Source organism: Chryseobacterium sp. MYb328 (assembly GCF_037572595.1).
Classification (GTDB): Bacteria; Bacteroidota; Bacteroidia; order Flavobacteriales; family Weeksellaceae; genus Chryseobacterium; species Chryseobacterium pennae.
In genome coordinates this window covers 242,046-257,432 of record NZ_JBBGZQ010000002.1, presented here as the reverse complement: position 1 = coordinate 257,432, position 15,387 = coordinate 242,046, and the positions used below count along the sequence as shown (strand labels likewise).

The following is a 15,387-nucleotide window of genomic DNA, read 5'->3' as shown; positions in this document are numbered from 1 at the left end:
AGGTAAAGGTTTTACTCACCCTGGTCACAAACAACAATATGCGCAAATTGTCCTAATTTGCGCATATTTATTTTACACCAATGATAATCAACAGGTTAACATTTATTGATTCATAATTTTTATGACCAGAATCACTACAACAAAATATCACGGTCTCTGAATCTCTACCATATGGGGACTAGAAATTCTCTGATAAAAAATGTTTGTTTTATATGACTGATGGATTTAAGTATGCCGTTACCATAAATACTAGTTGTAGTCTATTAAATCTCAACCATTATGAGACTATTTACTCCTCTTTATTACTTCTTTTACACCGCCTTTTGTTAGAATTACAGAATTGTAAAGGCCCTTACTGTCCGGAATAAATTCAATGGTTCTGTCATTATTATCCGCTCTAAAAAATTTGGTTTTAGACTCTGGAATGAGTTCCATTTCTGTACTGTTAAAATAAAGTTTACCGTCAGTTTTCAATATGGTAATTGTATCATATGTACCGACATATTGATCATATAGGCTTGTGTTTATCTCAATTCGATGGTGCTTGTAAGGAAGTTCAACCTCTTTTCCCAATGCAATGGCAGAAAGTCCATAACTTATGATATAGGAAAATGATTCATTATTGGAAAGTACAGTCACAAAAATTTTATCATCCGTAAATCGGTTAAAGGAAGTCATGGTACCAAAAAAACCTCCGTCATGAGCAATTAACTGGTGCCCGTGATTGTAAAACGGATTGATAATGAAGCCATATCCCCAGTTTTCATCACCATAGGGCGTAAACATTAGTTTTTTCATCTGTGCGGAAAGAATACCAGTTCCATATAGAGCTTTATCCCATAACGCCAGGTCTTCAACAGTAGAATAAACGCCATCATGCCCTACATTAATTTCCCAGTTGATATAAGGATTGTGAACAAGTCCATTTTCTGTGTGATAGTAAGCCTTTGCTTTCTTTTCAACTATAGACTCATTATTGCTGACGCCTGTATTATTCATCCCTGCTTTGTCAAATATATTCTTCTTTAAGAAAACAGCATACTTCTCACCTGACACTTTTTCAATGATCCTAGCCAATAGATAATAGCCGATATTACTGTATCCGCTTTTAGTTCCGGGAGAGAACTCATAAGGCATTTTCTTTATTTCGGCATAAGCAGAATCCTTATTCATCGAGCTTAAGGCTATTTCTTTAAAACCCATAGCCAAGCCAGAGGTATGTGATAACAGCATATGGATGGTAACACTATCAGCCTTGGGGTAATCCGGCAGAAATTTACTCAGTTTATCATCAAGAGACAGCTTCTTTTTCTCAATCAATAGAAGTATCGCTGTGGCGGTAAATTGTTTGGTAACTGAGGCCAACTGAAATTTAGTATCTATGGTGTTTTTAATATTCCACTCGTAGTCTGCCAAACCGTAAGCTTTTTTGAGTAAAACTTTACCCTCTTTCGTCACAAGAACGGTTCCACTAAAATTATTTATTTCAACCTGGGCCTGCATATATTCCGCAAGACTAGCTGACCCATTTTTCTGTCCGAAAATAAAAAATGGAAATAACAGTATGATTAGGATTAGCTTCATAAACTATTGAATGATATTATTAGACCACAATGTTACTACTTAATAAACCGACATCATTGTATTTTTGTAAACCTCACTAAATAAACATCCATTTTATGAGATCTTTTTCAAGGGTTGTTGTTTTTGAAAAAAAAACTTTTGGGGTAAAACCTGTCAATTTTTTAAAATCCCTGATCATGTGTGACTGATCAAAATAATCTATACTATAAGGCAGCCCAATTCTATTTTTCTCGTCAAGCTGACTTTGAATAGCTGCCCTGAATCTGATAATCTTTTTAAACTGGGAGGGCGTTTTACAAATATGCTTCTCAAAATGCTTGTTTATTGTTGTTCGGGACCGGCCCGTTGTATAAGACAGTTTCGTCATAGACTGACTGATGTTCTTGGTATCGAACATTTCATCCAACACCTCTTTCAACAGGCTATCCTCAAACGGACGAAATTTTGAAATCCAATACAATTCTACTGCCCTGATTTTTTCATCCGGGTTTTTTATCGAAAGAATGGTCGCCATGGTTTCTTTATAATCCTCATATGGACTAAAATCGGGAAAGCTTCCTTCTGCATAACCTCTTAAATCATTGGGTATAAAAGCATTAATCCCCAATGGTTTGAAATAAGTAGTAACTTCATTGATTTTGCCTTCATAGCTCACCAATACTGGTTCATTAAAATTGCTTACCAGATTTGTTTCAATTGGATTGGACAGGCAGTATCTGGTTATTATTTTGTCTTTGGTAGCCAGAGTTTCTGTTTTCTCACTAGCAGTAACAATAGTATAGATGTTTGGAAAGGTGAAATAAGTCGCAGAGGATTCTTCAGAGGTCTGCTCGAGAATATAAAAGCATTCAATATACTTTTTCAGTATGGGGTTTTCGGGTCTGTAGACTTTTATGGTCATCCTTTTTAGCCTTTAAATGTATGGAAATCCAGCTCAATCAACCAATATCTTTTTTCCTAATCAGAGGTATGTTTTATTTTTGAGTGGGCTTCTGTTGTTGTTCAATAAATCATCTGCAATCTGTACCATTCCATTATTGTTACCACCACCCCAAATTGCCCTTCCAAAAATATAACTTATTGTATATTCTTTCCAGGTACTGCAATATTTTTTCAATTCTCTGTGGGATTTTGCCAAATATTCTACAAGCTCTTTTTCAGAAATATACCCCAGTTCATAACAGCAGCGTGCTAAAAACACACTTCTTCCATAATTCCAACCACTATCTTTTACTTTTTTTAACTGAGAAAAGTCTGTAATAAATTTCTGCTCAATCAACTCTGGAACTACTTTTCTCAGTTTTCGGAATTGGTCCAGATAATCCTCAAAAGCTTCTTCTTCATTTGGTAGATTCGATCTTAAAATGTCAACATAGTTTTCCGGATTTTCAAATGCTTTGTATACAATATCAAGGTTTTCATCCTGATTTCTGTTGTGCAGACTCTGGAGAGTTTCTATCACCTGATGCTGATCTGATATTCCCCAATATGTTTCAACTAACTTTATAATATCAGATCTGTTCACTCCTGTTTCATAAGAATTCAGGTATGCCGATTGTTGTTCGGCATACATTGAACCTATGAGCAAATGGTCTAACAAATAACCATTTACTGTATTTTTATCGTTTAACCGTATGCTTTTAAATGAATTTAAAAATTTGGATAAAATTCCCATATTATATTAAGCCATTTTGAGGTTAGGAAATTTCGTCTGTGAAATTTTCACAAATTTTTCGCCAACTACCTGGTATTTTACTCTGGTCTCCAATTGCTTTTTCAGATTAAGCATATCTTCCGGATCAACTCTGTAATTAAGTCTATCGTGAATTTCAAGAGATAATGAACTTCCGTCAATATCAAAGGTGATAATATGTGTTTTTGGTAAATATTCTTCTGATGATTTTGAATAAACACCCAGTTGTGATTTCAATAGACCTCCATATTGAAGGCTTGCTTTTTCAACTCTAAAATTATCAAATACAATGTGTTCATCTAATTCGCCAACGGTATTGGTGCTGAAAAAATGCATATCGTTTCCACTTAACACCCAAAAACAATCGGTTTCAATTCTTCTAAGCTTTACACCAATTGTGGATAATGCTATATTTTTTATCCCATCAGTTACAAGGTCCTGCACTTTATTGGCTGTTGACTGGGGAACAGAGGCAGAAGTAAAAGCATCAATGGGCTTACCTTCCATCCACTGTTTTAATTTTGAAAAATCCTGAGCCAGAAGCTCTTGTTTGTATTGGTCATATTTAGTTCTTTCAGAATCTAAATCAATTTCTGATTTTGCAGCTTTGTGTTTATTATTCATAATGATCATGAAAGCTACACCTGCAATTATTACTACGACTGGAATTAAAAATAATGGGTTCATACTTTTTAGGTTTAAGTTTTTGTTTTTTAAATATTTGTTCGATTTATTTTTTAATCATCTTAACTTCTGTTTTCAGGGAATCTCTTGTTAAAATGACAGCGTTTACCTTTCCATTACTGAAATCGAACTTTAACAGGTTCGGATAATCTACAATTCTGAAGGTTCCATTTTTCAGATAGAGTAATTCATACTCATTTTTCCCTTTAAAATGTTCCAAAATTGGAGACTCTACATACAGGCGGTTATTCTTTTCAAGAATTTTTGTTTCCATTCCCTGTCCATACAGAAAATCGTCATAGGTTCCGATGAGTTGTTTTTTAAGGCTTAATGGAAGTTCCTGAATATCTTCATGAGTTTCTTTATTCCAATCCATTACTGTAAGAATCTTTGTTCTGGTATGATTCATGACAGGAAAACGATTCGGCTTTTCACCATTGGCAAGATATACCATCCCGTTACCATCTGTCATAGAAGCCAAAACGTTCCCCCCAACTCCAGTATTGGAACCATTACACGAGAACCAGTCATAATTACTATATCCAAAAGATTTTTGCCAGCCATAGCTCCATCCTCCAACCGCATTTTTCAAAGCAGTCACTTTTGTTACTTCTTTTGCTACCTTATGAGAAATCACCTTATTGTTTTTATTGCGTAACGCATTTTGGATCTCAATGGAAAGCTTAGCTAAATCTGTAGGAGTAGACCATAACCCTGATGGGGCAACCTGAGGCGTGATGGGTAGACCTGTTTTTATCACTTTTCCTTCTTTATCATGTACAAAAGCTACATTCTTTAGGAATCCTTTTTCGTTAGGCTGAATCATTGTGGTATTTTTCATTCCAAGAGGGGAAAAGATATATTCTTGTGCCAATTCTGCAATAGGTTTATTCAAAGTGTCTTCTAATGCCATCTGGATGATTACATAGCCGCCACCGCTATATTCAAAGCTGGTTCCCGGTGTGAACAAAAATTCAATTTCCTTATCGTATCTGGGAATCTGCCCCAAAAGGCTTTGCGTGATCGTTGGAATGGTTTCTCCTTCATAATGATCTTCAAATCCACCCTGACTTGTACCAGCCGTATGATTTAAAAACTGTTTCCAGGTTGGGCTATTATTTTCAGTAAACTTACTTTTTGGCAAATGCCAGCGCTTTAAGTATTTATCTATTGGATCATTCAGATTAATTAAACCTTTTTCTTCAAGTATATGGCAAAGAAGTGCGGTGATTGGTTTTGCAATAGATGCTGTAGAAAAAGCCGTGTTTTCATCTAACTTTTCTTTAGAATCCATTGATTTTACTCCCACCTGGCTTGAGTATACAATCTTATAATTTTCAAAAACAACAAGGCTAAATCCCGGAAGCTTATACTTTTCTAATTGGGGTTCAATATTTAAACTATCAGTAAGAAAGCTGTAATCTCTTTTTTCCGAAAAAACTTTTTTACTTGTTTGGCAGCTTGAAAGCAACGCTATAAGAATTAGTAAATAAAAGGAGCTTTTCATGGTATCGATTTTTTTATGTTAAAAATTATTTCGATACAAAGATGTGGAAGACATTAAAGCTGTGCGACCGAGTAAATGTAATCGGTCGGATTTGTATAAAAAATAAGTATGAATCTTTATAAAAAAGAGTACGAATAATTACAAAACACTGTCTTGCAGGTTTTTGCGATAGGAAGTCGGCGTATTGCCCGTGTGTTTTTTAAAAGCAGTATTAAAGGAAGATTTTGAATTAAAACCAACTTCGTATAGAATTTCTAAAACAGTTACCTTACTTTTTGAAGTATCTTTTAAAATATCCTTAGCACTTTCTATCCGATAGGCGTTTACGAAATCATAAAAATGCTGTCCTAATTGATGATTGATTAAAAGAGATAAATCCCGGACAGGAATTTCAATATCACTGGAAACATCCTGAATGGTTAGCGAGGAGTTTAGATAAGGTCTTTTCTCAACCATATATTTTTTTAGCTTCAAAAGCTCTTCATTATATTCTCTTTCATCTTCTATTGATTCCTTACTGCTTTTTTCTTCTGAAACGAGCTCAGAAACAAGTTTTAGTTTTGAATCAATATTCCTAAAAAGATCAGGGTTATTTAACGCTTTGAACAGATACCAACAGAAAATAAAAAGAGATGATACGAAAAGTCCGATCTTGATAAATTCAGAAACCTGCTGATAGTCAGAAAATTTAAAAATGTTTTTTAAAAGAGCTACCGCATATAAAATGCTCAGTACAACGGTAAACTGGAACAGCCAGTTATAGGAACTGATGTTTTTTCCTGCGTAGTTTTCAAGATATAGTTTCTTTGTTTTTCTTAGTATTCTAAAAACTGCAATGATATAAAGAACGATCTGCAGATGTATTAAAATATGAATGAACTGAAACTCTATCATATTCTGACGATTCTGAATAAAACTCATTTTTGATGCTGCATCCACAGTATAAAAACGGGGCAGTAAAACCAGATTAACAATTAAAAACGGGAGCAGATGCAGCAAATATTTTGGTTTTATCTTAAAATCAGAGTAACAGACTGATATTACATAAAGATAAAAAACAGGAATTTGCAGGAAAGCGAAAGTGGTCCTAAACATTCCCAGGTTGGACGGACCATCGGTTACCATGCTAAACAAAGGCTCACTAATATCTATTGCATTTAATATTAGAAAAAAAGCAAATAAAGAATTACTTATTTTGTACTTTGTTTTAAGGGTAATCAGGAAAAATGCCAGAAACAACGAGATGAATAAAGAGATTATATTTACAACAATTAATAGACTAATATTATCCATTCTTTACTCTTATTTGTTTATTGCTATTTTATTTTCAAATTTTCACTGGAATTCCGAAAGCCTATTAAGGTTAAGAATCCAACAGGTGCAAATATAAAAATTAGATTGACTTTTGTTTGAGTTTTTTTCATCAAAAGTATATTAAATGATTACCTAACAGGCGAACAAGATACAAATTAATGATTTTCAACAATATAAATTTAAAACACTTTTAAAATCGAGATTATCCGTTTTACACTTTACGTTTAAAACAGTCTCACTCATCCGATTCTCCTTCACAAAAGTCAGAAAAACATCATAACTATTACTGATTGGTTTTGAAGCAGTATAATCTCCAAAATCTGATACAAAACAATTCTTTCTACTTGTTTTTTAAGGAAGTGTGACACTTTTTGTATGTATCAATTAAAGCTTCTGCTACAATTTTGGGATCTTGCTGGTGGATTCCATGACTGTAACGCGGCAACAAGATAAGCCGGCTATTACTGTTATTTTTTATCATCTCTGCGTAATGGTTTATTCTTAATTCATCCAACTCCTTCCACCACGGAATTAAATTGATCCCTAATTTCAGTTTTTCGTTCATTTCAGTTTCATAATGCTCAATATGCTTGTTGTATGAAATCATTACGGTTACAGGGATGTCTTTAAGAGGTTGTAAGGATTTATATTTTTTAAAGAATTCCGGTGAACTTTCATTCAGCTCTCTCTTTGCCTCATTTCGAAAACCTTCCGATGTTAAGGGATCATTTATAATATTTTTAAGGTTTATCATAAATAATTCCTGATAGCCAGTGGAGCTTGATGTATTTATTTTCACCTTACTGTCTTCGTCTTTAGTAAGCATAAAATCTGTGGGATCTATGAAAAACAGGCCGCACGTTTCATTGGGATACATTGAAGCATACAAACGTATAAACGGCCCACCTATAGAGTGTCCTGCCAATAGATAAGGCGGACTTATTTTTAAAGCTGCCAGCAAATCGTGAAGTCTTTTGATCACATCTTCATCTGTTTTTATAGATGTATCAATTTCTGACTCTCCAATTCCATTTCTGTCATACACTATCCCTGCAAAACTTTTTTGAATGAAAGGAAACAAACTTCCATAGCCTCCACCTCCTGAACCGAGACCACTTTCAAAGATGACTACGGGTTCATTAGCTTTTCTTTCATCAAGTCCAAAAGTTTTATATGCTATTTGTTTATTGTTAACGGATACAAATTTTCTTTCAGAAGTCTGAGAAAAAACTAACGTTATTGAAAAAAAGGTAATACATACAGATATTATTATAGATTTCATCTTTTTTTGATTTGGTATAAGGGTCAGGCTTTAAAATTACTGTTAACTAAGAAATACACACGATGTGCATTCTGAATACTTTAAACAATATTAATGAATTTTCAGGTGCCAATATACTTTAATGTACAATTAAAAAAAACATACAGAAAATGCACTATCTTAAAAACATAACACATTACAAAACAAAACGTTGTAATTACCCGTACTCCTGTATTAATCTATTCGAACCCATTTTCCCGGAACAAATGAGTCCGAATACTTTCATTCGGTCGCACAGCTTTAATGTCTTCCACATCTTTGTATCGAAATAATTTTTAACCTTAAAACAACGATACAATGAAAACTTCATTCACCTTCTTTGCAGTACTGTTATTCATCAGCAGTTTTTCTTTTGGACAAGATATTTCCAAAAAGATAGATTCAATCATTGGGGACAATTATCAAAAAAATCCGGATGTAGCCATCAGTGTTGGTTTCATTCATAATGATGATGAATTTTATACGGCTTACGGAAAACTGAGCAAAGAAAGCCCTGTTGACATCAATAAAAATTCTGTATTTGAAATTGCTTCTATTACTAAAATCCTGACCTCGAATTTAATTGCACAGGCAGCTATCGAGAAAAAGCTAAAACTGGATGATTATATCGACAGCTATCTGCCTAAAGGATATGTACTGCAAAAAAACCTTAAGAACAAAATAAAGATTTCAGATCTGGCCTCTCATCAATCGGGGTTACCTGACATAGATTTTGGTAAGCTGATAGAACTGAACCCACAACAGCCTGTGAGCAATGTCACTGAAAAAACATTGACGGAAATCATCAACAATTGCGGAGAGCTTCTTGACTATGGAAAATATCGTTATTCTACGGTTGGGTATACTTTGCTGGGACAGATTTTGGAAAAGGTATATGGTAAAACTTATGATGCCATCATTCATGAAAGAATAATTGATCCTTTGCAAATGACCAATACCTTTACAACAGAGTTCAATGTAAAAAATAGAACGACAGGTTATAATCCTAATGGCGGAACTCAGGAATTCTTCAAATGGAATATTACTGCATCTGCAGGATTGGTAAAATCAAATGCTGCTGATATGATCTCCTATCTGAAAGCAGTGCTAACCAAAGGAAACCCAATATATGAAGCAGCATTACTGACCGAAAAGATCTGCTATAAAGATGAAAAAAGAGAAATGGGACTGGGTACCAACATCAGTACTGATGATCAGAATACGATTTACCTGAAATCTGGCGATTCTATGGGACAATCTTCCATTATATGTTACAACAGAGCAAAAAATTGGGGAATCATCATTCTTTTAAATCAAAGAAATTCAAAAATGAGACAGGATTTACTGAATAAAATTTATGAAAAGGTGCTGAAATAAGGCAACAAAAGAAACGATGAAGATTATTAATCTCAAAAATAATTTTCACATCAGATAAATTCAATGGAATTCTAAAAGAAATGAGTCTAGGAATCAGTAATCTCCCCAAACAATAGACATGAACAGCAATAAGCGCCAATTCAGAAAATAGGCACTTATTGTTGTATTTAATAATCAATGAACTGATCTCTATCGTGTATTAAAGAATATTTCTTACCCCTTTTTACGAACGTCTGTCTAAATATAGATGTTAGATTTACAATAAGGTAGGGCAGATTTTTATAAAAACATGGACTGCTATTTTGGAAAAGACATCACTACAGAAACGCTTTAGTCTGCTGCTTTTTTGCGGATAAAGCTAATATTTCTATAAACTTTTGTATTTTTATAAAATAGATGATCTATATACCTGTAAGAAATACTTTGAACAAATTTTCGGATCGAAATTAAAACCAATGATGGTATTATTTTTTATTTCCTGGATAAAAAAAAGAACTGAAAAGGCAAATCACCAGCCTTGAAAACATTGAATAGTCATCCCTCTTCTCTTTAAAAACAAAAGAAAAAAGTGAATTGTCAGATGGGTTTTCTGCGTTTAAAAAGCAGAAGCAATCATAAAAAACCAACGTCAAACAAAAATTATTTTTATCATACTTTATTACAAACCTAAATTTTCTCAATCATGAAGTTAGAATTATATCAGATAGATGCATTTACAGAAGAGATTTTCCAGGGAAACCCTGCGTGTGTTGTCCCATTGAAAAACTGGTTACCAGATGAAATACTTTTAAAAATAGCCCGTGAAAATGCTGTTGCAGAAACAGCCTTCTTTATTGATAATGGCAATACCGTTCACCTGAGATGGTTTACTCCTGAGATTGAGATGGACTTATGTGGTCATGCTACCCTTGCTACGGCTCATTGCCTGGTTTCTATCTTAAACTACCAGCATAGCAGAATTATTTTTGAAACTAAAAGCGGTGAATTAACTGTTGATGTAAAAGATGGTGTTTATTATATGGATTTCCCGTCAAGAATGCCTGAACCATCCACTCTTCCGGATAATATCATCAGGTCTCTCAATATACAGCCTAAGGAGGTCTTCAAATCAAGAGACTATGTGTTGGTATATGATTCTGAGGAAGATATCAAAAAGATTACCGTTGAAAGATCTGTTTTTGACCTTATCAATCTGGATCCGGGAGGTGTTGTGGTGACTGCAGCTGGTACTGACAGTGATTTTGTTTCAAGATATTTTACACCACAGTCATCAATTCTTGAAGATCCTGTAACCGGCTCTGCACACTGCTCGCTCATTCCGTTCTGGGCATCAAGATTAGGAAAAGATAACCTTTTCGCCCGCCAGTTATCAGAAAGAGGTGGCGAACTCTATTGTGAAAACAAAAATGAAAGAGTGATCGTCGCAGGTAAAGCCAGAACTTATTCTGTGGGACATCTATCAATAGGATGATCAGTCTGTATAAGCTGAAATTTACAATTTCAGCTTATTTTCTTCAGAAGAAAAATTAGATATCAATTTTTAAAGCTTTTAAATGATTAAATTAACACTGAATTAAAATGATGTAAAATTTTTATGAAAAATATATTCTGTGTATTGCTTATTGCAATGGTACCCTCCGTACTGGCACAAACTAAATTGGAAAAAGCAATAACCAATCTTGAGAATAATTATGTTCAGGAAAAAGTGTACTTACTGACAGACAAGTCTCAATATGCAGCCGGTGACCCAATATGGTTTAAAAGCTTTGTATTTGAAGGCTATAGCCGTTCTACACTATCTACTACCCTATTTGTAGAATTGTACGATGCTGATAAAAAACTAATAGACTGGAAAACAATTCTTCTAACCAATGGTGAGGGTAACGGTGATTTTCTACTGAAAGAGGATCTTCCCGAGCAGGTTTATTTTATAAGAGCTTACACCCCTTATATGACCAACTTTAATGAGGACTTTCAGATCGTTAAAACTCTTCCGGTTTACAATCCAAATTCCCCTAAATCATTAGAGATTTCCAAAAACTCAGAATGGTCTGCAAAAGCTTTTCCGGAAGGCGGAACTTTCATTAACGGTACTCCTACAAAATTTGCAGTAAGAATATCCGGCAGTTCTTCTTTCCCGGAAAGCTGGACTGGAAAAGTTATAGATACTCAAAATCCCAATATTCCCATCACTACATTTAAATCTTTTGATAAAAATGTAGCCTCTTTTACCTTAACTCCGGCTTCAGGTAAAAAATATCAGGTTATCGTTCAAGATAATACCGGAAAAAGCAATACAATAGATCTTCCACAAGTTGCGGACAGCGGGCTTCATGTAGAAATTAACAGTGCTAAAGAAGGGATTAAATATACTTTAAAAGGAATTAATTTACCCAAACCGCTTCAAAATTATAAGATTGTAGGAACCATCAATAACCAGCTTGCCTACAAAGCTGATATCAACCCGCTGACTAATGTGGTTTCAAGCCTTATTCCTAATAAAATAAGCAATGGCGCGAATGGCGTTTTACAATTAGCCATTTTTGACGATCAGGACAAACTGATTGCCCAAAGGCTCTGCTTTATAAAATCCGACAATTTAAGTATTGAGAAAGCGGAAATCACAGACCAGAACATCAGGCAAACCTCCAGATCTCTCAACAGTATTGATCTTTCTCCGAACTCTTACTTTAAAAATTATACGGTTTTAGTGAGTGATGATGACAGCAATAAACCTGAAGAAGAAAATATTCTAAGCAGACTTTGGCTAACAGGAGATTTCACTTCGAAAATAGACTGTCCTGCACAATATTTTTCTAACAACGCGAATAATGAAGCTTTAGATGCTCTGTTAATTTCTGAAACCTGGAAAAGATTCGACTGGAATTCAATACTCAGCGGGCCTGTTCCCACTCTTAGAACGAACGCACAGCAATTCCTCTCCTATAAGTTAAAACCTCTTAAGAATAATGCTCTGTTAAAAAACACTGAGGTAACTTTAGCGTTAAAATCAGGTAAAAATCCACCCATTATAAATGCATCAAAAACAGATCAGAACGGGTATATTTATTTGGATAATATTAATTTCAATCAACCCTTTAATGTTTCATTATTTTTAAATCCTGAAAAAGATCAAAGACCCAATGCTGATCAATTATCCTTCACCGTAGAACCACAGATTAAACCCACAAAGTTTAATGGTGCCCTTCCCAACACGGCTTATCAATTGGTGACTCAGACTGAAAATAAGGAACTTCCGGTTTCTATTTCCAGAGCCATCAACACTCAGAAAAATAACAAAAAAAAACAGGATAATAATGTTCAGATTGCTGAAGTAAAACTAACCGGAAAAAAGAAATATCCTACAAAGGAACTAAACAATCAACTGTCCAGTGGAATGTTCAACACCATGAATGCTAATATATTTGACTTTGTCAACGAAGAGCAGCATATCTTAGGATCATTTGATATATTAGACTGGCTGCAAGGGAGAGTAGCCGGTGTTGTGTTTAAAAGAAATGAAGTGGGAGAAAATGTTCCCTATATCCGTGGCGGTAAGGCTAAGCTATATTTAGATGAAATAGAGGTTGAGCCCGGTATGATTACGTCTGTTCCTGTAAGCGAAATTGCTATGGTAAAAGTCATAAAACAATCAGGATTGATTAATAACTCTATACTGATCTACACCCTGAGAGGCAGTATGGCTTCTAAGAGTACTCAACAGGATCAGAAGAACCAAAAGATCAGTTCTACTATCGTAAAAGGCTATGACAAACCTTCAGAATTCCCTGTTGAAATGATTAATGACAATGTGAAAATTGAAAAAGACACCCGTGAAACCCTGTACTGGAATCCTAATTTATTGGGCAGCAATGATACTCCGCCAAGAATCAAATTTTTCAATAATGACACGGCAAAACAATTTAAAGTAACGATCATAAGCTTTGATGAAGATGACCGCCTACTTTATCAGAACAATATTTTTAAATAGCATATTTTCTGTACAACTCACTTTAAGAGACCACTATTTAACATTCAAAATTTACGTTTTCATATCTCAATTTAAACAATATCTTTACAGGAATTAATACCCTTTACTGCCGTACGAAAGAATGATCAGCATTATCTGCTTTCTTTTACAGCATTTCAAATGATAACTAAAACCATAGAAACTTATGAGCATCAAACCCAAAGAGTGGGCTGAAAGCTATTTCAGCAGACTGAAAAACACGATTGAAGCATTACAGAACCATGATCTTGTAAAGAGTGTCGAATTCCTTCAGTCCCCCGGCGCAACTGAACAACAGATCGCTGACGCTGAGGCAAAAATTTACGCAGAACAAATAGAGGTCACCGAAAATCATGGTACCGAAGCCCCGCAAGAACCATTTACCTTCAATGAATACCTGAGGGAGTTCTACAAGATCAGCAATGGCCTGCATATATCCTGGCATTCCGTTATTTTTCAGGAGGAAGAAAGAGAAGAAAACTATAAAAGCAAGTTCCCGATAGCAAAAGATGAAGATGATTTTAAAGAGGGCTGGATATCCATCCTCCCAATAGAAGGCTTAGCAAATCCAATCAATTTCGACCTGTCTGGAGATCCCCGATACACCACATGGGCAGAGGATCTGGATAAAAGCGGAGTATTATTTAATTATTTTGACGGCTTCAACTTTTACTACGACGCCTGCATAACTTTGTACAACGGTAATCCATCAATAGCTTTTGGTGATGATTACAGCGCTTCATATGATGCACCTCATGCCTGCGATTTTGTTATTTATATGGAATATGCACTTTCTACATTTTTCTCGGTAGAATGCCGCTCTAAGGGGTTGTATTTTTCCAGTCAACATGAAGTATATCCTGAACTGGAAAACATGGTAGAAACACAAGATTACAGCAAGCTTGAATCCCTGCTGAAAGATAATCAACATACAGATATTGATTCGGTAATCGCTTTGGGATATGAGGAAAAGGGCTGCGAATATGCGGATGAGGACTATATGGAAAAACTTCCGGAAGCGATACGGAAGCGCTTAAATACGTTAATAGAAGTATAAGAATTCATACCATCCAGCATCTGAGAAGAAGCATAGTGAATAAATGGTTAGAAGGAGTCTGTACTTGATCATGTTATAAAAGAAAGATAAGCCGATAAGGTTTGTATTGAAAAATTTGATACATTCATACTAGAAAATAAATTATGAAAAACCTATCCCTGTATATTGGCTTATTTCTTCTTTTAGCAAAGGTGAACGTATATTCCCAAAACACGGCTGATAAAGGTAGTTTCACTTTCCTGGTACAAAAAGAACTGGGAGATATGAATCATGATAAACGCACAGACAAAGTGATGGTAGAAATGGATCTAAAGGATAATACCAGACCATTGAGAGTACAGATATTCCTTTCTCAGCCAGATAAAAAGCTTCAACTTATAGTTTCTTCTACAAAACTCATTGAAAGCCAATACCCAACCTATAAAAAAGGAGAACACAATGGTAATCCGATCCCGGACTTCTTCATTGAAGAAGGTAATTTAAAAATGCTTACAGATATTAATGACCGGAAAAGCAGCTATGAATTCAAATGTAAACAGAATGACTGTGAACTGAATAAAATTTCACGGGTCATCTGGGATGGCAAAAACACCACTACTGAAACGGAAATCGACTTATTAGCCCAAACGAAAGTAGAGTTTGACCAGGAATTAGGTTCAGATAAAATCTTAAACAAAAAGGAAAAGAAATTAAAAATCAAATCTTTGCCCAAAATACAGGATTTAAGTTTTTCTGACCTGGAACAGTATTAGAATCTTACGTTTTCTCTTTTTTTAAACTCAATTTGAAGTTTTATGTTCTTTTCTTCTGAAATAAGAGATCAATATCAATTTTTGAAGTCTTTAAATGATTAAATTAGCAC

12 protein-coding genes are annotated in these 15,387 nt (G+C 34.6%); 5 read left to right on the top strand and 7 right to left on the bottom strand.

Annotation, left to right across the window (positions count from 1 at the left end):
• Positions 1–285 precede the first annotated feature (285 nt).
• From WH267_RS03215 to WH267_RS03185, 7 genes are all read right to left on the bottom strand, one after another.
• Positions 286–1,584 carry a serine hydrolase gene (locus WH267_RS03215; RefSeq protein ID WP_340005624.1) on the bottom strand — a complete coding sequence of 433 codons (1,299 nt, stop codon included), beginning with the start codon at positions 1,582–1,584 and terminating at the stop codon, positions 286–288.
• Positions 1,585–1,660: 76 nt separating this feature from the next.
• The gene (locus WH267_RS03210; protein ID WP_340005622.1) at positions 1,661–2,485 is read right to left on the bottom strand and encodes a helix-turn-helix domain-containing protein; all 825 of its coding nucleotides are present in this window, start codon (positions 2,483–2,485) and stop codon (positions 1,661–1,663) included.
• A 60-nt stretch (positions 2,486–2,545) separates the two neighbouring features.
• Positions 2,546–3,259, bottom strand: a complete 714-nt coding sequence (locus tag WH267_RS03205) for a DUF1266 domain-containing protein (RefSeq protein ID WP_340005621.1) — start codon at positions 3,257–3,259, stop codon at positions 2,546–2,548.
• Between the two features lie 6 nt (positions 3,260–3,265).
• Positions 3,266–3,964, bottom strand: a complete 699-nt coding sequence (locus tag WH267_RS03200; RefSeq protein ID WP_340005620.1) for a hypothetical protein — start codon at positions 3,962–3,964, stop codon at positions 3,266–3,268.
• Between the two features lie 43 nt (positions 3,965–4,007).
• On the bottom strand, positions 4,008–5,468 hold the full coding sequence (locus tag WH267_RS03195) for a serine hydrolase domain-containing protein (protein ID WP_340005618.1): 1,461 nt from the start codon (positions 5,466–5,468) through the stop codon (positions 4,008–4,010).
• Positions 5,469–5,606: 138 nt separating this feature from the next.
• Positions 5,607–6,389, bottom strand: a complete 783-nt coding sequence (locus tag WH267_RS03190; protein ID WP_340005616.1) for a helix-turn-helix domain-containing protein — start codon at positions 6,387–6,389, stop codon at positions 5,607–5,609.
• 733 nt (positions 6,390–7,122) lie between these two features.
• Positions 7,123–8,064, bottom strand: coding sequence for an alpha/beta fold hydrolase (locus WH267_RS03185; RefSeq protein ID WP_340005614.1), 942 nt, complete (start codon positions 8,062–8,064; stop codon positions 7,123–7,125).
• 336 nt (positions 8,065–8,400) lie between these two features.
• On the opposite strand from WH267_RS03185, the gene WH267_RS03180 reads away from it, so the two are divergent.
• The 5 genes from WH267_RS03180 (at position 8,401) to WH267_RS03160 (ending at position 15,277) form a co-directional block, all read left to right on the top strand.
• Positions 8,401–9,459, top strand: coding sequence for a serine hydrolase domain-containing protein (locus WH267_RS03180; RefSeq protein WP_115970730.1), 1,059 nt, complete (start codon positions 8,401–8,403; stop codon positions 9,457–9,459).
• Between the two features lie 682 nt (positions 9,460–10,141).
• The gene (locus WH267_RS03175) at positions 10,142–10,930 is read left to right on the top strand and encodes a PhzF family phenazine biosynthesis protein (RefSeq protein ID WP_340005612.1); all 789 of its coding nucleotides are present in this window, start codon (positions 10,142–10,144) and stop codon (positions 10,928–10,930) included.
• A 123-nt stretch (positions 10,931–11,053) separates the two neighbouring features.
• Positions 11,054–13,450: a hypothetical protein gene (locus WH267_RS03170; protein WP_340005610.1), complete on the top strand. Its 2,397-nt coding sequence runs from the start codon at positions 11,054–11,056 to the stop codon at positions 13,448–13,450.
• Between the two features lie 184 nt (positions 13,451–13,634).
• Positions 13,635–14,525, top strand: coding sequence for a hypothetical protein (locus tag WH267_RS03165; protein WP_340005608.1), 891 nt, complete (start codon positions 13,635–13,637; stop codon positions 14,523–14,525).
• 143 nt (positions 14,526–14,668) lie between these two features.
• Positions 14,669–15,277 (top strand): hypothetical protein, encoded by a 609-nt coding sequence (locus tag WH267_RS03160; RefSeq protein WP_340005606.1) that lies wholly within the window; start codon positions 14,669–14,671, stop codon positions 15,275–15,277.
• Positions 15,278–15,387 lie beyond the last annotated feature (110 nt).